Source organism: Streptomyces sp. RLA012, assembly GCF_056270325.1.
Window position 1 is genome coordinate 4,945,043 of the sequence record NZ_JBWDPA010000002.1, and the last position, 22,371, is coordinate 4,967,413.

The following is a 22,371-nucleotide window of genomic DNA, read 5'->3' on the forward strand; positions in this document are numbered from 1 at the left end:
GACCGACCACACCACGTACGCCAGTCAGCCACGTCCTAGGAGCAGCTCATGACGTCCGCCGTGCCCTCCGCCTCCTCCCGTATCGCCGTCGTCACCGGCGCGAGCAGCGGCATCGGCGCGGCGACCGCCCGGCAGCTCGCCACGGCCGGCTACCGCGTCGTACTGACCGCCCGCCGCAAGGACCGTATCGAGGCGCTGGCCGAGGAGATCAACGCGACGGGCCACCAGGCGACCGCGTACGCACTGGACGTCACGGACCGCGCGGCGGTCGACGAGTTCGCCGGGGCCTTCAAGACGATCGGCGTCCTGGTCAACAACGCGGGTGGCGCGCTGGGCGCCGACCCGGTCGCGACCGGCGACCCGGCGGAGTGGCGCCAGATGTACGAGACGAACGTCATCGGCACGCTGAACGTCACCCAGGCCCTGCTCCCCGCCCTCACGGCGAGCGGCGACGGAACGGTCGTCGTCCTCTCCTCCACCGCCGGCCACAGCACCTACGAGGGCGGCGCCGGCTATGTCGCCGCCAAGCACGCCGAGCACGTCCTCGCCGAGACCCTCCGCCTGGAGATCGTCGGCACACCGGTCCGGGTCATCGAGATCGCGCCCGGCATGGTCAAGACGGACGAGTTCGCGCTGACCCGCTTCGGCGGCGACACAGAAAAGGCGGCGAAGGTCTACGCGGGCGTGGCCGAGCCGCTGACCGCCGACGACGTCGCCGACACCATCACCTGGGCCGTCACCCGCCCCAGCCACGTCAACATCGACCTCCTCGTGGTGCGCCCCCGCGCCCAGGCGTCGAACACCAAGGTCCACCGGGACCTGTGATGCCGAACGGGCAGCCGGACGGACTGCCGGACGAGGCGCAGGGTGAGGCGCTGGGCGAGGCGCCGGACGAGGCGCCGGACGAGCCCTCCTTGGAGCAACGCCACCTGGCCGCGGAGAAGAAGAACCGACGCTACGTCTGGTGGTACCTCGCGTACTTCCTCTTCGGCATCCACATCGTGGCCTTCGTCATGATCTACGCGATATCCCACGCGAAGTGATCGCGGCAGCCGTACGTCCGCCGTACGCTGCCGCGCTGTGAACAGACACATGCCCTTCGCCCGTCTGCACAACTTCCGCGACCTGGGCGGATACACCACCGCGGACGGCCGTACGGTCCGCCGCTCCCGCCTGTACCGCGCAGACTCGCTCGGCAAACTGACCCCCGGGACGCAGGACTGGGATCTCTTCCTCTCCCTCGGCATCCGCACGGTCGTGGACCTCCGCTACTCCTGGGAGATCGACGCGAAGGGCCGCGTCCCCGAACACCACCTTCCAGCGGGCGACCGAGGCCGACATCCCCACCCTGGTCCGCCTCGGGGACGAGGCGGCCCGCTGGCAGACCGCCCACGACTTCGGCCTTCTCGAGTCCGTAGTCATTCTCCCGGGTACGAAGGGTTCGCATCATTTCGAACCCGGCACTGTCGTGCCCGTATGGCGAAAGCCAAGCTCACCGGGCCCAGGTGAACAACGGCAGCCGTGAACCAAGTAAAGGGCCCGGACGAACCGACTTGTCCGGGCCCTCCCTTTTCTGACTACCTTTACCTCCGCGCGTCAACCCTTCACGCAGACGACCTGCTTCAGCTTCGCCACGACCTCCACGAGGTCGCTCTGCTGCTCGATGACCTGCTCGATCGGCTTGTACGCACCCGGGATCTCGTCCACGACACCGGAGTCCTTACGGCACTCGACGCCCTGCGTCTGCTCCTCCAGGTCGCGCGTCGAGAACTTGCGCTTCGCCGCGTTGCGGCTCATGCGCCGACCCGCGCCGTGCGACGCCGAGTTGAAGGACTTCTCGTTGCCGAGTCCCTTCACGATGTACGAACCCGTGCCCATCGAACCCGGGATGATGCCGAATTCTCCGGCCCGAGCGCTGATGGCCCCCTTGCGGGTGACGAGCAAGTCCATGCCGTCATAGCGCTCGATGTTGACGTAATTGTGGTGGCAGCTGACCTCCGGCTCGAAGTTCGGCTTCGCCTTCTTGAACTCCTTGCGGACCACGTCCTTCAGGAGCGCCATCATCAGGGTGCGGTTGTACTTCGCGTACTCCTGCGCCCAGAACAGGTCGTTGCGGTACGCGGCCATCTGCGGAGTGTCCGCGACGAAGACCGCGAGGTCACGGTCGACCAGCCCCTGGTTGTGCGGGAGCTTCTGGGCGACGCCGATGTGGTACTCGGCCAGTTCCTTTCCGATGTTGCGCGAACCGGAGTGCAGCATCAGCCAGACAGAACCGGTCGTATCTGTGCAGATTTCGATGAAATGATTTCCCGATCCGAGCGTTCCTATCTGCTTAATGGCACGTTCCTGACGGAATTTGACCGCTTCGGCGATGCCATCGAACCGCCCCCAGAAGTCGTCCCACCCGGCAGTGGCCAGCCCATGGAACCGCCCCGGCTCGACCGGACTGTCATGCATCCCCCGCCCCACCGGAATGGCCTCCTCGATCTTCGACCGAAGCCGCGAAAGATCCCCCGGCAGATCATTGGCGGTGAGCGACGTCTTGACGGCAGACATCCCGCACCCGATGTCCACCCCCACCGCCGCCGGACACACCGCGTCCCGCATCGCGATGACCGACCCGACCGTCGCACCCTTCCCGTAGTGGACGTCGGGCATGACGGCGAGCCCCTTGATCCACGGGAGCGTGGCCACGTTCTGGAGCTGGCGCAGGGCCACGTCCTCGACCGACGCCGGGTCGGTCCACATACGGATGGGCACCTGCGCGCCCGGTATCTCCACGTACGACATAACATCCTCATTCCCCCGGAAAACAACAAAAGTCATACAACGCAAAACCAGTGCCAAGGTCGACGTATGAGACAACGGACCGGCATCCACAGCAGTGCGTGCGATACACATTGTCTCCAGGGGCCGCCCCCGCGCGGCAACCGAATAACCACAGGACAGCACCACAGGGCATCCCGGCCACAGGCCCCGGGAACCGTCGAGAGGAGCCTGACCGTGCAGCGGAAGGCGTACGTCCCCGGCATCGCCGCACTCCTCGCGGCACTGCTGGCCGGCTGCACCGGCGGTTCGGGAGGCGGCGGCACTGCGGACGACTCCAAGCCCGGCGACTTCAGCGCGTCCACCCCGGCCGCCCAGCCGGGCAAGTACCGCACGCTCCCGGAAGCCTGCGCCGCCGTGAGCCACGACAGCCTCGACTCGCTGCTGCCCGGCATCAAGCAGATCACCGACCAGGACCAGCGCGACAAGGCGTACGAGGGCGAGGCCACCCTCACCTACGACACCGACCGCCGCGTCGGCTGCGGCTGGAAGGTGGAGTCCACGGACGCCGGCGACCACCTCCTCGTCGACTTCGAGCGCGTGGTCTCGTACGACAACGCGGTGAGCGACGACACCCGCGCCCAGGACATCTACGCGACGGAGGAGACCGCCGCGGACCTCCCCGAGGTCTCCACCTCGCCCCCCGCCTCCGCCTCCGGTGGCGACACCGACTCCGCCACCCCCTCCGCGTCCGCCTCGGCCTCCACCCCCACCTCGCCCTCAGCCTCCCCTTCCACCTCACCCTCGACCTCGATCTCCCCCTCGACCTCCTCCTCCGCCTCCGCCTCCTCCAGCGCGAGCGGAACCCCCACCGATCTCCAGCCCCGCCAACTCAGCGGTCTGGGGGACGAGGCGTTCCTGAACGACCGGCTCACTTCCGCCTCCTCGACGACCCAGCAGCGCACGGTGACTGTGGTGTTCCGCACGTCCAACGTGATCGTGAGGATCGAGTACGCCGAGCAGCCGACCGCCTCCACCGGCGCCCCGGACAGCAAGGAAATGCAGGACAAGGCGCGAAATCTGGCACAGAAGCTCGTCGACAGGTTCAACGGCTGAGGGCTCCACGAGGGCACCCCGGCGTCCCGCACGAACCCCGCGAACAGGAAACGCTCAGCTGCCTCACCGCGTACCGTGGCCCCTCGGACCCGACCGGCCGCACCTGCCATGTGCGGCCGCACCACGCCGCACCATGAGCGCCACGAGTGAAGGAACCATGCACCGACCAGCACAGCGAGTAGGCCGAGCCCCGCGACTCACCCGCATCCTTGTCTGCGCAGCCGCCGTCCCGGCAGTACTCGTCACCGCCGGCTGTTCCTCGGACTCCGGATCCAGCTCCGGCTCCGGCTCCGGATCGAGCGCCGGCAACAACGCGGAGCAGAACACCGCCGCGACCTCGTCGGCCTCCGCGAACGCCTCCGCGAACGCCGTCAAGGAGGCCGCGTACGGGACGCTTCCGGCCCCCTGTTCGGCCCTCTCGAAGAAGACACTGGGCGAACTCGTCCCGAAGGGGCTGAAGTCGGCCAAGGCGGGCAAGTCGGACGATGCGCAGACCCGCAGCAACTGCTCCTGGAACAGCCTCGACAACAAGGGCGTCAAGGGCTCCCAGTTCCGCTGGCTGAACGTCTCCCTGCTGCGTTTCGAGTCGGACGCGGCCCGCGGCGAGGGCAACCAGCTCGCGCGGAGCTACTACGAGAAGCAGATCAAGGACGCCAAAACGGTGACGGGCGCGAAGAGCATCCGGTCGGAGCCGGTCTCCGGGGCGGGCGACGAGTCGACGGCCGTGCGCTACGACCTGAAGAAGAAGGAAGGCACCTTCAAGCAGCAGACGGTCGTCACACGCGTCGAGAACGTCGTCATCACCCTCGACTACAACGGTGCCGGCCTGGCGGGCGACAAGGCCCCCGACGCGGACGATCTGACGAAGGCCGCGGAGAAGGCCGCCAAGGAGGCGGTGGCCGCGGTGGCCACCTCGAACCAGGACGGCAGCCGGGCGACCGCCCCGGCGAAGTCCGCCTCCCCCTCCAAGGCGGGTTCGCCGTCCAAGTCGGCGTCCCCGTCCAAGTCGGCTTCGCCGTCCGCGACGACCGGCTCCAAGCCCTCGGCGTCGGCTTCCCCGTCCACATCGGCGAGCAAGAAGAACTGACGTCCAAAGGGCCGTCACCGCTCAACTTGCCTGCCCAGCAGCCCATTTGGAGGGGCCCGGTCTCCGCGGGGACCGCGCTCCTCCCATACCGCCCACCCGTCCGCCGTACACATGTGCCACCCTGTTGCGCGCAACAACACGCAAGGGGAGGGGAGTACGGGTGGCCGCGCCAATCCAGCTCACACGAATGCACCGGATTCTCATCGGCGTGGTCGTCGCCGGTGCGCTCGTCATCGCGGGGATCGGCTTCGCCGGGTCCTACGCGGCCGTGCGCGAGCTCGCTCTCAAGAAGGGCTTCGGGAACTTCGCGTACGTGTTCCCGATCGGCATCGACGCGGGCATCTGCGTCCTGCTCGCCCTCGATCTGCTGCTGACCTGGATCCGCATCCCCTTCCCGCTGCTGCGCCAGACGGCGTGGCTGCTGACGGTCGCGACGATCGCGTTCAACGGCGCGGCGGCCTGGCCGGACCCGCTGGGCGTCGGCATGCACGCCGTGATCCCGGTGCTGTTCGTGGTCTCGGTCGAGGCGGCCCGGCACGCGATCGGCCGGATCGCCGACATCACCGCCGACCGGCACATGGAGGGCGTCCGCCTCACCCGCTGGATGCTCTCGCCGCTGCCCACCTTCCTCCTGTGGCGCCGCATGAAGCTGTGGGAGCTGCGCTCCTACGAGCAGGTCATCAAGCTGGAGCAGGACCGCCTCGTCTACCAGGCCCGCCTGCACTCCCGCTTCGGCCGCGCCTGGCGCCGCAAGGCCCCGGTGGAGTCCCTGATGCCCCTGCGGCTGGCCCGCTACGGCGTCCCGCTGGCGGAAACGGCTCCGGCGGGTCTGGCGGCGGCGGGCATCGAACCCGTACTGCTGCCCCCCGCCCCACAGCCCGCCCTGGAGCCGGCCGACACGGCGGCGACCGGTCGCGCCCCCGAGACGGCACCCGCCGTACAGAACAACGCGGCACCCGCCCGCAACCAGCGTCCCGCTCCCCGGGCCGACGAGTTCCCCGGGCAGCCGGAGGACTACGCCGAGCCGCAGAGTCAGTGGCTTCAGGCGCGGGACCCCCAGTCCATCGCGTATCAGGGCGGCTACGACCCGACGTACGACCCGGATGTCGCGTACAGGCAGTGGTACGACGAGCAGCAGCAGGCCGAGCAGTTCGAGGAGCAGCAGCAGTTCTTCCGGGCCCGGCAGCAGTTCGAGGAACAGCAGCAGTTCGAGCAGCAGACGTTCCCGCAGCAGGCGTTCCCGCAGCAGTACGAGGAGCCGCCGGCCCCCGCCCCGGAGCCCTCTCCGGAGGACACCGGTACCTTCCCGATCCCGTCCGGCCCGGGCCGCACCCGTGAGCTGGGCGCGGGCGGCGGCACGGAGCCGACCGAGGACGACTACTACCTGGTCTTCAAGAAGTCGATAGACGGCAGCTACCCGACCTCGGGCCAGTTCAGGGGTGACGTGGAGGCCACGTACGGCACCACACTCCCGCAGCGCGAGGCCGAGCGAATGGTCAACCGCTTCACCAACCGCCACACGGCGGAACTCCAGGAAGACCACATCGCGTAAGCACAGACGTGCGTACGCGAGGCATCGAGAGGTACGAGGAAGGGGGCGCCCGGTGTTCACCGGGCGCCCCCTTCCTCGTACGGCCGAAGGCCCTACGCGCCGAGCAGCTTGCCCACCCGGTCCTGTCCCACCGCGAGCAGCAGCGTGGGCAGGCGCGGACCGGTGTCACGCCCGACCAGCAGGTGGTACAGCAGCGCGAAGAACGTGCGCTGGGCGACCTTGATCTCCGCCGGGAGCTCCTTGGCGGTGGCGTCGGCGGGGAAGCCGGCCTGGACCTTGGGGACGCCGTAGACGAGGTGGGTCAGGCCGTCCAGGGACCAGTTCTCCGCCAGCCCGTCGAGCAGCAGCCGCAGCGACTCGCGGCCCTGGTCGTCCAGGGACTTGAGCAGGTCGATGTCGGGCTCCTCGCGGACGACCGTGCGCTCCTCGGCCGGGACCTGGGTGTTGATCCAGGTCTCGGCCTTGTCGAGCCGGGGCCGGACCTCGTCCAGGGAGGCGAGCGGGTTTCCGGGGTCGAGCTCGCTCAGGATCCGCAGGGTCTGGTCCTCGGCGCCTGCGGTGACGTCGGCGACGGAGGCGAGGGTGCGGTACGGCATCGGGCGCGGGGTCCTGGGCAGTTCCCCGGCGGCGGTGCCCACCGCGCGCGTGTACGCGGCGGCGTCGGCCGGCAGTACCGACCCTCCCCCAGAGCCGAAAGCCTGGGAGGTGCCCCCAGCGACCTTGCCGGCGAGCTTGTCCCACTCGTCGTACAGCCGCTGGATCTCCTGGTCGAAGGCGATCTTGAACGACTGGTTGGGGCGACGGCGGGCGTACAGCCAGCGCAGCAGCTGCGGCTCCATGATCTGGAGCGCGTCGGCCGGGGTGGGCACCCCGCCCTTGCTGCTGGACATCTTGGCCATGCCGGAGATGCCGACGAACGCGTACATCGGTCCGATCGGCTGCTTGCCGCCGAAGATGCCCACGATCTGGCCGCCCACCTGGAACGAGGACCCCGGAGAGGAGTGGTCGACGCCGCTCGGCTCGAAAATGACACCCTCGTAGGCCCAGCGCATGGGCCAGTCGACCTTCCAGACCAGCTTGCCGCGGTTGAACTCGCTCAGCCGGACGGTCTCGGAGAAGCCGCAGGCCGAGCAGGTGTACGCCAGCTCGGTGGTCTCGTCGTCGTACGAGGTGACGGTGGTGAGGTCCTTCTCGCACTGCCCGCAGTAGGGCTTGTACGGGTAGTACCCGGCGGTCGAGCTGCCGTCGTCCTCGGCGGCGGCGCCGGAGCCTTCGGCGGCGTCGAGCTCGGCCTCGTCGACCGGCTTCTGCCCCTGCTGCTTCTGCCCCTGCTGCTTCTGCCCCTGCTGCTTCGCCGGGCCCTTCTTGGTCCGGTACTGGTCGAGGATCGCGTCGATGTCACCGCGGTGCCTCATCGCGAACAGCACCTGCTCGCGATAGGTCCCCGAGGTGTACTGCTCGGTCTGGCTGATCCCGTCGTACTCGACGCCGAGCTCGGCCAGCGCCTCGACCATCGCGGCCTTGAAGTGCTCGGCCCAGTTCGGGTAGGCCGAGCCCTTCGGGGCCGGGACGGAGGTCAGCGGCTTGCCGATGTGCTCGGCCCAGGCCTCCTGGTCGACGCCGGGGACGCCGACGGGGACCTTGCGGTACCGGTCGTAGTCGTCCCAGGAGAGCAGGTGGCGCACGGTGTACCCGCGGCGGCGGAGCTCGTCGGCGACGAGGTGCGGGGTCATGACCTCGCGGAGGTTGCCGAGGTGGATCGGGCCCGAGGGGGAGAGGCCGGACGCGACGACGATGCCCGGAGCGGTAGCGACTGATGTCACCGCGCCAGGCGCACGACGCTCCGACTCCTCGATGACCTCATCCGCGTAACGGGAGACCCAGTCGGTGGTCTCGGTGCTCTGAGCCACGATCGGCACGTCCTTCTTTTCTGATACGCCCTGATACGCCAGTACGGCTGACCGCACCATTCTCCCAGCTCGGGCGGCAACCGCGAAAACGGCTTTTCAGTGCATGGGATACTGAGTTTCTGTAGCTACACGAACTCCCGGAACCCGAGCAGAACGGCAGCCACTCCATGGCCTCGGTCACGTCCCTCACCGCTTCCGTCCACCAGCGCCTCGCGGACGCCCTCTCGGCAGCCCTGCCGGAGGCCGGTTCCGCGGACCCGCTGCTGCGACGAAGCGACCGGGCCGACTTCCAGGCCAACGGGATCCTGGCCCTCGCGAAGAAGGCGAAGGCGAACCCGCGGGAGCTGGCGACGCAGGTCGTCGCCCGGGTCGAGTCGGGCGACACGATCAAGGACATCGAGGTCTCCGGCCCCGGCTTCCTGAACATCACGGTCACCGACAAGGCCATCACCGAAAACCTGGCGGCGCGGTACGCGGACGGCGAGCGCCTCGGCGTGCCGCTCGCGGAGCAGCCGGGCACGACGGTGATCGACTACGCGCAGCCGAACGTGGCGAAGGAGATGCACGTAGGTCATCTCCGGTCTGCCGTGATCGGTGACGCGGTCGTCCAGATCCTGGAGTTCACCGGCGAGTCCGTCGTCCGGCGCCACCACATCGGCGACTGGGGCACCCAGTTCGGCATGCTCATCCAGTACCTGATCGAGCACCCGCACGAGCTGGACCACAAGGGCGAGGCGGAGGTCTCCGGCGAGGAGGCCATGTCGAACCTGAACCGGCTCTACAAGGCGGCGCGGACGCTCTTCGACTCCGACGAGGAGTTCAAGACGCGGGCGCGGCGCCGGGTGGTCGACCTCCAGGCGGGCGAGCCCGAGACCCTCGCCATGTGGCAGAGGTTCGTGGACGAGTCGAAGATCTACTTCTACTCGGTCTTCGACAAGCTGGACATGGAGATCCGGGACCCGGACGTGGTCGGCGAGTCGGGCTACAACGACATGCTCGACGAGACCTGCCGCCTCCTGGAGGACTCGGGCGTGGCGGTCCGCTCCGACGGTGCGCTGTGCGTGTTCTTCGACGATGTGAAGGGCCCGGACGGCAACCCGGTCCCGCTGATCGTGAAGAAGTCGGACGGCGGCTACGGCTACGCGGCGACGGACCTGTCGGCGATCAGGGACCGTGTCTTCAACCTGAAGGCGAACACCCTCCTCTACGTGGTCGACGCCCGCCAGTCCCTGCACTTCAAGATGGTCTTCGAGACCGCGCGCAGGGCGGGCTGGCTGAACGACGACGTGAAGGCGCAGCAGTTGGCCTTCGGCACGGTCCTGGGCAAGGACGGCAAGCCGTTCAAGACCCGTGAGGGCGAGACGGTCCGGCTGGTGGATCTCCTCGACGAGGCGATCGAGCGGGCCACCGCCGTCGTACGGGAGAAGGCCGAGAAGGTGGGCCTGAGCGAGCAGGAGATCGAGGAGAACGGCCGGCACGTCGGCATCGGCGCCGTGAAGTACGCGGACCTCTCCACCTCCGCCGTCCGGGACTACAAGTTCGACCTGGACCAGATGGTCTCGCTGAACGGCGACACGTCCGTGTACCTCCAGTACGCGTACGCCCGTATCCGGTCGATCTTCGGCAAGGCCGGCGACCGTACGCCGCTGGCCCACCCGGGGCTCGAACTGGCCCCGGCGGAGCGGGCGTTGGGTCTGCACCTGGACCGGTTCGGAGAGACGCTGGACGAGGTCGCCGCCGAGTACGCCCCGCACAAGCTGGCGGCGTACCTGTACCAACTGGCGTCGCTCTACACGACGTTCTACGACCAGTGCCCGGTCATCAAGCCGGCGCCGGCCCAGGAGGTCGCGGAGAACCGCCTCTTCCTCTGCGACCTCACCGCCCGCACGCTCCACCAGGGCATGGCCCTGCTGGGCATCAGGACGCCCGAGCGCCTCTGATCTCCGGCACGCCTCTGATCTCCCGCACCTCGCTGTTCCCGTACTACCTGATCCCGTAGGCCGCTGATGCCGCCTACGGGATCAGTCGTTTCCGCACCCGAACGCGCGTACGCACGACCACCCGGGCGGGTGCCCCTGCCCACTCGGGACTGTTACTCACTTTCGGGTGACGGCGGGGGTCGCGAATGGGTGGCGCGGCATGGCGAACAAGCACGACAGATCAGTACTGATGCGGCGACACCCTCCAAAGAGGCGTCAACCTGACACCCCTTCACAAAACATGCACACTGCAGGCGACCATCACGGCTATGTCGTTGATCGGCAACGCCCCCTGATTCCCCGACGCACCGGAGCGCTTCGGTCGGCAGGCTGTGCGGTGTCCGGCCAGCAGGCCGGGTGCACCACACAGCGGGCCCACGGCACGATCCTGTGGCCGTGGCCCGCGAGTACCCCAAGGGGGACCCATGTCCGCTTCGCAGTCCTTCACGGCCCGGCGCCTGGCCGCCGCCGCCCTGTCCGCCGCCGCGCTGGTGGGGGCAGCCGCCCTGCCGGCGGCAGCCAACGGAGCCGAGCCGCGCGGTCCGCAGGTGGAGATCAGCAAGGTCCAGTACGACTCCCCGGGACACGGTTCCAGGTCCAACCGCTCGCTGAACGAGGAGTGGGTGCAGATCACCAACAACGGGCGCCACAGCGTGAACCTGGACAACTGGACCCTGTCCAACCGCCAGGGCCGCGTCTACACCTTCCACCACCTGCGCCTGGACGGCCGCTCCACCGTCCGCGTCCACACCGGTGTCGGGCGTGACACCCACCGCGACGTCTACCAGGACCGCCGCGACTACGTCTGGGACGACCGCGACGACACCGCCACGCTCCGCAACGACCACCGCCGCGTGGTCGACACCGCCTCCTGGGACAGCAGGCACCACGGTGGCGACGGCCGCGGCCACGGCGACGGTCACGGCCGGGGCGACGGCGACAACCGGGGCCCGGGCCACGGCAACGGTCACGGCCGGGGCGACGGCGACAACCGGGGCCCGGGCCACGGCCACCGCTGACCCCGAGCGGGACAGGGCCGGCACACGGACGGTGCCGCCCTCACCCCGCGCCTGACCTTCTCCCCTTCGCGCGGCGTGCCACGAACCACTTGTGGCACGCCGCGCCCGTGTGTCCCGTCCAGGAGCCTGCTGGACCGTCTGCCAGGAGAGCCGGGAGAGCCACGAGTGCGCGAGGTGGCCGCCTGCCCCCACGCCATCCACGTCCGCGATTCCAAGACCCCCACCGGCCCCATCGTCGCCGCTTCCCCGGAAGCCTGGTCGGCGTTCACGGCATACGCGGCCCGCCAGGGCACCGCATCGCACCCAACTGTCAGTGGCTGCACCTACAGTCACTTCCATGGCGACACTTCCCAACCCGCTGCCCTCGCTGGCGGCTGACCCGAGCGGGCGCGCGCTCGGGCTCGAACTCCCGCCCGGGAGACTGATCGACACGACCGACGAGGGCCCGTGGCACGAGCCGTTGTTGTGGCACGCCGACGGGCCGGCCGCCCCCGGCGACTGGACGGCGCTGGGTTCCTCCCCGCGCACGGCCGGGCTGCTCCCCCTGCTCATAGACGTCGGCGGCAGCCAAGGCGGGCCGGAGGAGTGGGAGCTGCTGCCCGGCGAGGTGTCGTATCCGGGGGATCACGACGCCGACGAGGTGCTGGCGGGGTACTGGGAGGAGTACGCGGAGGACGAGCTCGAACTCGACGCCGACGTGGACTACCCCGGCAAGGAGACGGTCGTCGAACTCTTCGGTGAGGCCGAGGAGTTCGCGGAGACGATAGCCCCGCACGGCGTGCAGTGGCCCGGCCTCGCGCCCGCCACCGCTTCCGGCGCCGACCCGGACGACCGTGCCGCCGAGGTCGCCGACTCCTTGGCGGGCAGCGGCTCATGGCTCAAGGAGCCGCGCCTCGCCCTGATCCCGGCGCGCCGCAGCGCGGACATCCCGGCGGCGATCGGCTGGTCCGGTCCGGTGAACTACGAGGGCGACGTGGCCCGTCTCTGCGCGGTCCTGCGCTCGTGGGAGGACCGTTTCGGGGTTCGGGTGGTGGCCCTCACCTTCGACCAGCTGGTCCTGTCGGTGGCGGCCCCGCCCGCCACGAAGGCCGAGGCCGAGGCGGTCGCCGCCGAGCACTTCGCGTTCTGCCCGGACAACATCACCCAGGGCGAGGGCGAGACGCTGCGCGCGTACGCGGAGCACGAGGTGCTCGGGAAGCGGGTGTGGTCCTTCTGGTGGGACTGACCGACTCCCCTGCCTACCGCACCCCCTTCGCCGGCCGCCGCGGGCCCTCCGCGAGCTCGTCCGGAGTCTGCGTGACGAAGCAGAGCCGCAGCCTCGCGCGGTCGGCGGCACCGGCGTAGAAGGGCGCCCCGGGCACATACGCCACCGCCCTGCTCCACCACAGCCGGGAGCAGGGCGGTGGTGTCGTACTCCTCGGGCAGCCGCGCCCGGAGGAACATGCCGCCTTCGGGCCGGGTCCACGTGGACCCACCCGGAAGGGCATCGGCCATACCCGCCGGCATGGCGTCGCGCCGCCCGCGCTACCCGCCCGCGACCCGGGCCACATGGGCATCGAGGTCCCGGTCGGCGAGACAGCGCGCGGCCGCCGCCCGGTCGACCGGGTAGTTGTCCTTGCCCCCGAGGAAGACGTCGTAGACGCGCGCCGGGTGCGCCTTGGTGGCGTCGATCCTCCTTCTCAGCTCGGCGGGGTCCTGGCCGAGAGCATCACCGGGCATAAAGCCTCCCCCTGGAGAGTCGCGTCATTGAGCGAGCAACAACCCAACTCCTGGGGGACTTGACAGTGCCCCGGCCCGACGGGAGTGGTGCCCTATCCCGTGGGCGCCGTCTGCCACTCGCTCCCGCCCAGCGGATAGTCGTACGCGGGCCGCCCCACGTTCCCGCTCGTGCGGAACGGCTGCCCGTTGTCGTCGATGCGCACCGTGCCGCTGTTCGTCCCGCTGGACCAGTCGAGCTCCAGGTACCAGCTCACGTCGTGCGCCTGCGCGTCCGCGAACACATAGAAGACCTCGGGGTCGGACTCGCTGACCTTGTACGGGAAGTCCCGTTGCCCGGCCTTGGGCGTGGTGACGGGCCGGCCCGCGTCGAGGTCCACCGCGAACGACTTCGTCTCCACGCCGCCGCCGCAGCCGACGCCCATCGCGTAGTCGTTCCAGGCGAGCGGCGCGTTCTTCCCCACCACCCGCACGTGCAGCCCATCCAGGACGACGGTGGCCCTGCCCGTCCCCTGTACGGTCAGCGCGAGCATCTGCTCCCCGCCGGCGACCCCGCCGAGCGCCGAGACCCATCCGCGCGCGTCCGGCTCGTTCGGCGGCGGGGGCACCCGAGCGGCCTCCCGGTTCACGAGGTAGTGCTGACTGCAGGGACCGTCCCACTTGTACGGGTTGGTGGCGACGACGGGCGCGCTGGCACCGTCGGCAACCCCCAGCCCCGCACCGGCGCCCGCACCCGCACTGGAAGTGGCCCGGGCGGACACCTCAGGACTGCCACCGCGCGAGGCGGAAGCGGAACCGGAAGGCGTCACGGAGCCGGAAGGCTCCCGCCGCTTCGCGTCGGACGACGCCGTGTCCTGGGTGCCCGCCGAAGCGCCGACCGAGGCGGCGGCCCCCACGGCCTCCCGCCCTCCGCCCGGCTCTCCGTTCCCGTCCGGCACGAACCGCACCGCGAGCGCCGCGGACGCGAGAACCGCGGCGACGGCGACCGAGGCGAGCACGACCGTACGCCGCCGTCGCCCCGGCGCCGGAGCCTCCCCGGAGGAACCCTCCGCCGCCCCAGAGGTCGCAGACACCACGGACGTCACGGGCACCGCGGACGTCACGGGCACCGCCGACTCCGAAGCCCCCGAAGCCTCCGAAGACACCAGAGCCTCCAGAGACACCGCAGACACCGAAGGCATTCCCTTCTGCCCCCGCAGCGCGTCCGCCCGTACCCACCTCCGATGCAGCTCCACAAGCTCCCCGGGAGTCGCCCCGCACACCCGTGCGAGCCGCTCCACGGGCGCGTAATCCGCCGGTACGGCATCCCCGTTGACGTACCGATGCAGCGTGGACGTACTCACGTGCAAGCGTTTCGCGAGTGCCCCGTAACTGAGTCCGGACCGCTCCTTCAGCTCCCGCAGCAGCCCCGTGAACTCGTCCCCGGCCATCGTTCCTCCATCCCCCGCGTCCCGGGCCGCGTTCCAGGGGGACGACATTCCCCCAGGTCAGACCCCCTACGAACGTTCCAGCGTCCCGTATCCCCCGGCAACCATGGCGGCCGGGACGGATCACCCCACAAGCTGTGGTCATCCAAGCACGCCGCTCCCCTCGACCGGTCGAGCGGCCGCCAACCAGCCATACACACAGGGGGATCCCTCATGTCCGCACGCACCGCCCGCACCCGCCTCCTCGCCGCCACGACGGTCGCGCTCGCCGCGTTCGCTCTTACGGCGTGCAACAACGGACAGGGCGTACATGACGAGGGCCCGTCCGCCTCGTCCCAGACCTCGTCCCAGACCTCGACGCAGCCGAGCGCGTCGGCGGCCGGCGGAGGGGCGACGGCGAAGCCGGCGGGTAACACGGGAGGTTCGACGGCCGACCCGAAGAGCACCGCCACGGGCACCAGCGGCGGCTCCAGCTCCGGATCCAACTCGGGATCCAACTCGGGATCCAACTCCGGCTCCAACTCCACCGGAAAGAACGGTGGAAGCACCACAACCACCCTGAACCCCGCCTGCAACGGCAGCAACACCAAAACCACCGCCACCGAGGTCTCCCGCCCCCTCAACCACCTCCTCCTCACCGTCACCAACACCGGCTCGAAGAACTGCGACCTGACCGGCTACCCGATCGCCCGCTTCGGCGAGGAGGCCCAGGCGGTCCCGCCGGTCGCCGAGGAGACCCACCCGCAGGCGGTCGTCACCCTGGCCCCCGGCGAGTCCGGCTACGCGGGCGTCCTGCTGTCGGCCGGCGACGGCAGCGGCGGCAACGGCTACACGGCCAAGACCCTCGTGATCGGCTTCGCCAAGGGCGCAAGCGCGACCCCTTCGCTCCCCGCGAAGGGTGTCCACGTCGACGACAAGCTCACGGTGACGTACTGGCAGCAGAGCCTGGACGACGCCCTGTCCTACTAGGCACCAAGGACTAGGGAACAGGGACCAGGGACCAGGGAGAGGCCCGGGGCCCAGAGGCCTAGCGCAGCTTCTGCGCGACCTCGGTGGCCCAGTAGGTGAGGATGTTCTGGGCGCCGGCCCGCTTGATGCCGGTCAGCGTCTCCAGAATCGCCTTGTCGCGGTCGATCCAGCCCTTCTCGGCCGCCGCCTCGATCATCGAGTACTCGCCGGAGATCTGGTACGCGGCGACGGGCACGTCGACGGAGTCAGCGACCCTCGCCAGAACGTCGAGGTAGGGGCCGGCCGGCTTCACCATCACCATGTCGGCCCCTTCCTCCAGGTCGAGGGCCAGCTCCCGCAGGGACTCCCGGACATTCGCGGGATCCTGCTGATACGTCTTCCGGTCGCCCTTCAGCGAGGAGGCGACGGCCTCCCGGAAGGGGCCGTAGAAGGCGGAGGAGTACTTGGCGGTGTAGGCGAGGATGGCCACGTCCTCGCGCCCGATCTGGTCCAGGGCGTCGCGGATGACTCCGATCTGCCCGTCCATCATCCCGCTGGGGCCCACCACATGGGCCCCGGCGTCGGCCTGGACCTGGGCCATCTCGGCGTACCGCTCCAGGGTCGCGTCATTGTCGACGCGACCTTCCGCGTCGAGCACTCCGCAGTGCCCGTGGTCGATGGTCTCGTCGAGACAGAGGTCGGACATGACGAGCAGTTCGTCCCCGACCTCGGCGCGCACCTCGCGGATCGCGACCTGCAGAATCCCGTCCGGGTCGGTCCCGGGGGTCCCGACGGCATCCTTCTTCGAGTCCTCCGGCACTCCGAAGAGCATGATCCCGGAGATCCCGGCCTCAACGGCCTCCAGCGCGGCCTTCTTCAGGCTGTCGCGCGTGTGCTGCACGACGCCGGGCATGGCCGCGATCGGTACCGGCTCGCTCACGCCCTCCCGCACGAACGCGGGGAGGATGAAGTCGGCGGGGTGCAGCCGGGTCTCGGCGACCATGCGCCGCATGACAGGCGACGTACGCAGCCGCCGCGGCCGCGTACCGGGGAAGGATCCGTACTTAGTCATCCCTCTACGCTACGCCCGCCACGCATACCCCCTTGCCGACACCGTGCCGGTACGCCGACCGGCTCCGGAGGGGCTGCACCCCGTCAGGGGCGCGGGGAACTGCGCGACCGACCCCCACCATCCGCAGCCGAAGAACCCACCCGGGGGTCTGGGGGCGGCAGCCCCCAGGCAGGGATGGGACGGGTAGGGGCGGCGGGGGCGAAGAACCCGCCCCGAGCCGCCCCTACCCGTCCCACACCCCCTACGTCGCCCGACGCCTCCGCGCCCCCGGCCTCCGCTCACTGGGCCGAGTGACCGGATCCCCAGCCTCCGCGGCAGCGGCCCGCCGCTTCAGCCCGAAGTCGGCCAACGCCTCCGCCAGCTTGTGCACGGACGGCTCCGGAGCCATGACATCGACCCGCAACCCGTGCTCCTCCGCCGTCTTGGCGGTGGCCGGACCGATACAGGCGATCACCGTCACGTTGTGCGGCTTGCCCGCGATACCCACCAGATTCCGCACCGTCGAGGAGGACGTGAACAGCACGGCGTCGAAGCCACCGCCCTTGATCGCCTCCCGCGTCTCGGCCGGCGGCGGCGAGGCCCGCACGGTCCGGTAGGCCGTGACGTCGTCGACCTCCCAGCCCAGCTCGATGAGCCCCGCGACCAGCGTCTCGGTGGCGATGTCGGCCCGCGGCAGGAACACCCGGTCGATCGGGTCGAAGACCGGGTCGTACGGCGGCCAGTCCTCAAGAAGACCCGCGGCCGACTGCTCACCGCTCGGCACCAGATCCGGCTTCACGCCAAAGGCGACCAGCGCCTTCGCGGTCTGCTCCCCCACCGCCGCGACCTTGATCCCGGCGAAGGCCCGCGCGTCGAGCCCGTACTCCTCGAACTTCTCCCGCACGGCCTTGACCGCGTTCACGGAAGTAAAAGCGATCCACTCGTAGCGGCCCGTCACCAGGCCCTTGACCGCCCGCTCCATCTGCTGCGGCGTCCGCGGCGGCTCGACGGCGATCGTCGGCACCTCGTGCGGCACGGCACCGTAGGAACGCAGTTGGTCGGAGAGCGAAGCCGCCTGTTCCTTCGTCCGTGGCACGAGCACCTTCCAGCCGAACAGCGGCTTGGACTCGAACCACGAGAGCTGCTCGCGCTGAGCCGCGGCGGAACGCTCCCCGACCACGGCTATCACCGGCCGGCCACCGTCCGGGGACGGCAGCACCTTGGCCTGCTTCAGGGTCTGGGCGATCGTCCCGAGCGTGGCCGACCAGGTCCGCTGACGTGTCGTCGTACCGGCGATCGTCACGGTCATCGGGGTGTCCGGCTTACGACCGGCCGCGACCAGCTCGCCCGCGGCCGCGGCCACCGAGTCGAGCGTCGAGGAGACGACGACCGTCCCGTCCGACGCCCCGACCTCGGTCCAGCACCGGTCGGAGGCCGTACGCGCGTCGACGAACCGCACGTCGGCGCCCTGCGCGTCACGCAGCGGCACACCGGCGTACGCGGGCACGCCCACGGCCGCGGCGACCCCCGGTACGACCTCGAACGGCACACCCGCGGCGGCGCAGGCCAGCATCTCCTCGGCGGCGTACGTGTCGAGCCCGGGGTCACCGGACACCGCACGCACGACCCGCTTGCCGCCCCGCACGGCCTCCATGACAAGATTGGCAGCGCCCCTCAACGCGGGGTCACCAACGGTTGTTGACACGACGTCAACAACCGCTGGCTGAGGCGTGCCTGTGCTCGGATACGTACTGGAAGACGTGCCCAAAGGCGTCCCCACATCCGTATTCGTACTCATGACGGCGACGCCTTGTCTGGCATGGACACGGACCATGTCGAGCACCTCGTGCTCGGCGACAAGGACGTCCGCGTTCGCCAGCGCCTCGACGGCGCGCAGTGTCAGTAGGCCCGGATCTCCGGGTCCGGCACCAAGAAAGGTGACGTGCCCGTGTGCGGGACCGGCGGGAAGGGTGGTGGGGCTCAATGTGCTCGCTCCCCCATCAGACCGGCCGCGCCCTTGGCAAGCATCTCGGCGGCGAGTTCACGGCCGAGCGCCATTGCTTGGTCATGTGTCTCGGGCACGGGACCGGTGGTGGACAACTGCACCAACGTCGTGCCGTCGGTCGTGCCGACGACGCCGCGCAGGCGCATTTCCTTGAAAACCTGCTCGTCGGCCATGGGGGTCCCCTCTGCTCGAACGGAGCTGAGAGCTTGGGGGAGGTCGGCGAACGCACCCACAGGTGCGCTGCAGCCGGCCTCCAGGGCGGCGAGCAGGGACCGCTCGGCGGTCACGGCGGCCCGGGTGAACGGGTCGTCGAGTTCGCCGAGCGCGGCGACGAGATCCGCGTTGTCCGCGGTGCACTCGATCGCCAGGGCCCCCTGGCCGGGGGCGGGCAAAACGGTGTCGACGGACAGGAAGTCCGTCACGTCCTCGATCCGCCCCAGGCGGCTGAGGCCGGCGGCGGCGAGCACGACGGCGTCGAGCTCCCCACCGCGTACGTATCCGATCCGCGTATCGACGTTCCCACGGATCGCGACCGTCTCGATCGTCATCCCGTGGTTACGGGCGTACGCGTTCAGCTGGGCCATCCGGCGCGGCGAACCGGTGCCGACGCGCGCACCGTCCGGAAGCTCCTCGAAGCGCAGCCCGTCGCGGGCGACGAGCACGTCACGCGGATCCTCGCGCAGCGGCACGGCGGCCAGCGCGAGCTCGTCGGGCTGCCCGGTCGGCAGGTCCTTCAGGGAGTGCACGGCGAAGTCGACCTCGCCGAGCAGCAGCGCCTCGCGCAGCGCGGTGACGAAGACGCCCGTGCCGCCGATCTGCGCGAGGTGTTCGCGGGAGGTGTCGCCGTACGTCGTGATCTCCACGAGCTCGACGGGCCGTCCGGTCACCCGGCTCACGGCATCCGCCACCAGCCCGGCCTGGGCCATGGCGAGCCTGCTGCGCCTGGTCCCCAGCCTCAGTGCCCCTTTTTCCTCTGTTCGCCTCCGGGGCGCTCCATCCGACCCCTGCGGCGCACGTGGCTCACGTGGCTCACTCATGCTCGCCCTCGGTTCTTGGCGTTCTCGTTGTTGTTCTCGGCCCGCGAGACGGAGGCGACCGTCTCGGGGTCCAGGTCGAACAGGGTTCGCAGCGCGTCCGCGTACCCGGCGCCGCCGGGTTCGGCGGCCAGTTGCTTGACCCGTACGGTCGGCGCGTGCAACAGCTTGTCGACGACGCGCCGCACGGTCTGCGTGATCTCGCCCCGCTGCTTCTCGTCGAGGTCCGGCAGCCGCCCGTCGAGCCGCGCGATCTCACTCGCGACGAGGTCGGCGGCCATGGTCCGCAGCGCCACGACGGTGGGGGTGATGTGGGCGGCCCGCAGGGCGGCGCCGAAGGCGGCCACCTCGTCGGAAACGATCCTTCGCACCTGGTCCACGTCGGCCGCCATCGGCGCGTCGGCCGACGCCTCGGCCAGCGACTCGATGTCGACGAGCCGCACACCGAGCAGCCGGTGCACGGCCGCGTCGATGTCACGGGGCATGGCGAGGTCGAGCAGCGAGAGCACGGGCGCGGGCCGGGGAGCCTCGGCGACCGGCTCCGGCCTGCGGCGCTCGGGGACCCGGCCCACACTGGCGACGGCGGAGACGAGCGCGGCGATGGCCTCGGCATCGGCCTCCGGGTCGAGCACGGCCGCGCCACGCGGGGCACGGGCCGCCGCGTCGCCCTTGTCCACCCAGGCGGCGTGCTGCTCCAGCTCGGCGGCGGCCATCCCGGCCACGGCGGCCTCACCGAGCACGGAGAAGCCGGCCGTGCCCTGCACGGCGGACAGGTCGAGCGGGCAGCCGTCGTCGGCACCGACGCTCGTGGGAGCGAGCGGCGCGTTCTGGGACACGACAGAGGACGACGCCGTACGACCGGAGTCCACGGCGGATGTCGTACGACCGGAGGTGGCGCCCTGAACCGCGGGCTGCGCCGCACGCTCGGCCGCACCCACGGGCCCGGCCAGGCGTCCCGCCACGGCTGCCGCGACCGAGTCGGCCGTCAGGACGAGCCCGGTCGCCCCGGTGCAGGAGATGGCCACGTCGGCACGTGTCAGCTCGGCCGGCACCGAATCCATCGGTACCGCGCGGGCCAGCACGTCCGTACCGTCCCCCTCGTTGAGGATCTGGGCGAGCCGCTCCGCGCGGTCCGGTGTGCGGTTGGCGATCACGATCTCGGCGACCCCGGCGCGCGCGAGCGTCGCCGCGGCCAGCGAGGACATGGAGCCGGCGCCGATGACGAGCGCCTTCTTGCCCCAGGCCCAGGCGTCGATGGCGGCACCGGAGGACAGTTGCTCCAGGCCGAAGGTGACCAGGGACTGCCCGGCCCGGTCGATGCCGGTCTCGGAGTGCGCGCGCTTGCCGACCCGCAGCGCCTGCTGGAACAGGTCGTTCAGCAGCCGGCCCGCGGTGTGCAGCTCCTGCGCGGTGGCGAGCGCGTCCTTGATCTGACCGAGGATCTGGCCCTCGCCCACGACCATCGAGTCCAGCCCGCAGGCCACCGAGAAGAGATGGTGGACGGCCCGGTCCTCGTAGTGCACATAGAGGTGCGGGGTGAGTTCCTCAAGGCCGACCCCGCTGTGCTGGGCGAGCAGCGTGGACAGCTCGGCGACACCCGCGTGGAACTTGTCCACGTCGGCGTACAGCTCGATGCGGTTGCAGGTGGCCAGCAGCGTGGCCTCGGCGGCCGGTTCGGCGGCGACCGTGTCCTGCAGCAGCTTGATCTGGGCGTCAGCGTTCAGCGTGGCCTGCTCCAGCACGCTGACCGGGGCGCTGCGGTGGCTCAGCCCGACGACGAGGAGACTCATGCCGGCATCACGGCGGGGACGTCCCCGTCAGGCCCTTTGCCGTCGTTCTCCTGGGAGGTCTGGACCACGGGTCCGGCACCGGCCCCGGCATTCGCCTGGGCCTCGGCCTCCTCGCCGGCCTTGCGCTGCTCGTGGAAGGCGAGGATCTGCAGCTCGATGGAGAGATCGACCTTGCGTACGTCGACGCCGTCCGGAACGGACAGCACGGTCGGCGCGAAGTTGAGGATGGAGGTGACCCCGGCGGCGACCAGGCGGTCGCAGACCTGCTGGGCGACGCCCGGCGGGGTGGTGATGACCCCGATGGACACGCCGTTCTCGTCGATGATCTTCTCCAGGCCGTCGCTGTGCTGCACGGCGATCCCGGCGACCTGCTTTCCGGCCATCTCCGGATCGGCGTCGATCAGCGCGGCGACCCGGAACCCACGGGACGCGAACCCTCCGTAGTTGGCCAGTGCGGCGCCGAGGTTACCGATACCGACGATCACTACCGGCCAGTCCTGGGTCAGGCCCAGCTCACGGGAGATCTGGTACACGAGATACTCGACGTCGTACCCCACACCACGCGTCCCGTAGGAGCCGAGGTAGGAGAAGTCCTTGCGCAGCTTGGCGGAGTTGACCCCCGCCGCGGCCGCGAGCTCCTCGGAGGAGACCGTGGGTACCGAGCGCTCCGACAGTGCGGTGAGGGCTCGGAGGTACAGCGGAAGCCGGGCGACGGTGGCCTCGGGAATCCCTCGGCTGCGGGTCGCCGGTCGGTGAGTTCGGCCAGTTGCCACGGTGCTCCTGCGGGTAGCGCGGGGCTGCAGGCGGTCACACGTACCTAGACCGCCCCGTCGAATGCAGGCTATGTCTTTGTGAACGCGTGCACAAAGATGGTGTCCGATTTGCCCGGGCAACGTGACGGGGGTCACGCACACCCGGCGCGCCTGTATGGAACCGGCACGCGCACAGCTTCGTTCCGCACCTGAAGGGGG

At 70.2% G+C, this 22,371-nt stretch carries 20 protein-coding genes and 1 pseudogene; 11 read left to right on the plus strand and 10 right to left on the minus strand.

What is annotated here, in order from left to right:
• Positions 1–48: 48 nt before the first annotated feature.
• Genes RV986_RS22500 through RV986_RS22510 form a run of 3 tightly spaced genes read left to right on the plus strand, consistent with a single transcriptional unit; the run spans position 49 to position 1,509 of the window.
• Positions 49–825 carry an SDR family NAD(P)-dependent oxidoreductase gene (locus RV986_RS22500; protein ID WP_475919121.1) on the plus strand — a complete coding sequence of 259 codons (777 nt, stop codon included), beginning with the start codon at positions 49–51 and terminating at the stop codon, positions 823–825.
• Complete coding sequence (locus RV986_RS22505; protein ID WP_475919122.1) at positions 825–1,043, plus strand: hypothetical protein; 219 nt, start codon at positions 825–827, stop codon at positions 1,041–1,043. Before RV986_RS22500 ends, RV986_RS22505 begins: the two co-directional genes overlap by 1 nt.
• Before the next feature lie 49 nt (positions 1,044–1,092).
• Positions 1,093–1,509: a tyrosine-protein phosphatase gene (locus tag RV986_RS22510; RefSeq protein ID WP_475924379.1), complete on the plus strand. Its 417-nt coding sequence runs from the start codon at positions 1,093–1,095 to the stop codon at positions 1,507–1,509.
• Between the two features lie 87 nt (positions 1,510–1,596).
• On the opposite strand, the gene RV986_RS22515 is transcribed toward RV986_RS22510, so the two are convergent.
• On the minus strand, positions 1,597–2,790 hold the full coding sequence (locus RV986_RS22515; RefSeq protein ID WP_475924380.1) for an RtcB family protein: 1,194 nt from the start codon (positions 2,788–2,790) through the stop codon (positions 1,597–1,599).
• A gap of 213 nt (positions 2,791–3,003) precedes the next feature.
• Here RV986_RS22515 and RV986_RS22520 point away from each other — a divergent pair, with 213 nt between their 5' ends.
• The 3 genes from RV986_RS22520 (at position 3,004) to RV986_RS22530 (ending at position 6,521) form a co-directional block, all read left to right on the plus strand.
• A complete protein-coding gene (locus RV986_RS22520) occupies positions 3,004–3,882 on the plus strand; it encodes a DUF3558 domain-containing protein (RefSeq protein ID WP_475919123.1) in 879 nt (292 codons plus the stop codon).
• A 157-nt stretch (positions 3,883–4,039) separates the two neighbouring features.
• A complete protein-coding gene (locus RV986_RS22525) occupies positions 4,040–4,969 on the plus strand; it encodes a DUF3558 family protein (protein ID WP_475919124.1) in 930 nt (309 codons plus the stop codon).
• A 187-nt stretch (positions 4,970–5,156) separates the two neighbouring features.
• Entirely contained in the window at positions 5,157–6,521 is a 1,365-nt protein-coding gene (locus RV986_RS22530; protein ID WP_475919125.1) for a DUF2637 domain-containing protein, read from the plus strand.
• 92 nt (positions 6,522–6,613) lie between these two features.
• On the opposite strand, the gene lysS is transcribed toward RV986_RS22530, so the two are convergent.
• Complete coding sequence (gene lysS, locus RV986_RS22535; RefSeq protein WP_475919126.1) at positions 6,614–8,440, minus strand: lysine--tRNA ligase; 1,827 nt, start codon at positions 8,438–8,440, stop codon at positions 6,614–6,616.
• A 158-nt stretch (positions 8,441–8,598) separates the two neighbouring features.
• On the opposite strand from lysS, the gene argS reads away from it, so the two are divergent.
• The 4 genes from argS (at position 8,599) to RV986_RS22555 (ending at position 12,654) form a co-directional block, all read left to right on the plus strand.
• Entirely contained in the window at positions 8,599–10,371 is a 1,773-nt protein-coding gene (argS, locus tag RV986_RS22540) for an arginine--tRNA ligase (RefSeq protein WP_475919127.1), read from the plus strand.
• Positions 10,372–10,835: 464 nt separating this feature from the next.
• Complete coding sequence (locus RV986_RS22545; protein ID WP_475919128.1) at positions 10,836–11,429, plus strand: lamin tail domain-containing protein; 594 nt, start codon at positions 10,836–10,838, stop codon at positions 11,427–11,429.
• Between the two features lie 174 nt (positions 11,430–11,603).
• Entirely contained in the window at positions 11,604–11,807 is a 204-nt protein-coding gene (locus RV986_RS22550; protein ID WP_475924381.1) for a DUF397 domain-containing protein, read from the plus strand.
• Positions 11,767–12,654, plus strand: coding sequence for a DUF4253 domain-containing protein (locus RV986_RS22555; protein WP_475919129.1), 888 nt, complete (start codon positions 11,767–11,769; stop codon positions 12,652–12,654). The genes RV986_RS22550 and RV986_RS22555 overlap by 41 nt, the downstream gene beginning before the upstream one ends.
• 13 nt (positions 12,655–12,667) lie before the next feature.
• Here RV986_RS22555 and RV986_RS22560 read toward each other — a convergent pair whose 3' ends face one another.
• The 3 genes and pseudogenes from RV986_RS22560 to RV986_RS22570 all read right to left on the minus strand — a co-directional run bounded on the left by RV986_RS22560 (position 12,668) and on the right by RV986_RS22570 (position 14,575).
• Positions 12,668–12,799, minus strand: a complete 132-nt coding sequence (locus RV986_RS22560) for a hypothetical protein (RefSeq protein ID WP_475919130.1) — start codon at positions 12,797–12,799, stop codon at positions 12,668–12,670.
• Between the two features lie 199 nt (positions 12,800–12,998).
• Positions 12,999–13,148 (minus strand): annotated as a pseudogene (locus RV986_RS22565) (SAM-dependent methyltransferase); the annotation flags it as partial.
• Positions 13,149–13,240: 92 nt separating this feature from the next.
• A complete protein-coding gene (locus RV986_RS22570; protein WP_475919131.1) occupies positions 13,241–14,575 on the minus strand; it encodes a helix-turn-helix domain-containing protein in 1,335 nt (444 codons plus the stop codon).
• Between the two features lie 210 nt (positions 14,576–14,785).
• Between RV986_RS22570 and RV986_RS22575 the strand changes: the two genes are divergently transcribed.
• Positions 14,786–15,541, plus strand: coding sequence for a DUF4232 domain-containing protein (locus tag RV986_RS22575; RefSeq protein WP_475919132.1), 756 nt, complete (start codon positions 14,786–14,788; stop codon positions 15,539–15,541).
• Positions 15,542–15,599: 58 nt separating this feature from the next.
• Here RV986_RS22575 and hemB read toward each other — a convergent pair whose 3' ends face one another.
• The 5 genes from hemB to RV986_RS22600 all read right to left on the minus strand — a co-directional run bounded on the left by hemB (position 15,600) and on the right by RV986_RS22600 (position 22,173).
• The gene (hemB, locus tag RV986_RS22580; RefSeq protein WP_475919133.1) at positions 15,600–16,592 is read right to left on the minus strand and encodes a porphobilinogen synthase; all 993 of its coding nucleotides are present in this window, start codon (positions 16,590–16,592) and stop codon (positions 15,600–15,602) included.
• Positions 16,593–16,833: 241 nt separating this feature from the next.
• A complete protein-coding gene (locus RV986_RS22585) occupies positions 16,834–18,555 on the minus strand; it encodes a bifunctional uroporphyrinogen-III C-methyltransferase/uroporphyrinogen-III synthase (protein ID WP_475919134.1) in 1,722 nt (573 codons plus the stop codon).
• Complete coding sequence (gene hemC / locus RV986_RS22590) at positions 18,552–19,535, minus strand: hydroxymethylbilane synthase (protein ID WP_475924382.1); 984 nt, start codon at positions 19,533–19,535, stop codon at positions 18,552–18,554. The genes RV986_RS22585 and hemC overlap by 4 nt, the downstream gene beginning before the upstream one ends.
• 74 nt (positions 19,536–19,609) lie before the next feature.
• On the minus strand, positions 19,610–21,400 hold the full coding sequence (locus RV986_RS22595; RefSeq protein WP_475919135.1) for a glutamyl-tRNA reductase: 1,791 nt from the start codon (positions 21,398–21,400) through the stop codon (positions 19,610–19,612).
• Positions 21,397–22,173, minus strand: coding sequence for a redox-sensing transcriptional repressor Rex (locus RV986_RS22600; protein WP_475919136.1), 777 nt, complete (start codon positions 22,171–22,173; stop codon positions 21,397–21,399). The genes RV986_RS22595 and RV986_RS22600 overlap by 4 nt, the downstream gene beginning before the upstream one ends.
• Between the last annotated feature and the right edge of the window lie 198 nt (positions 22,174–22,371).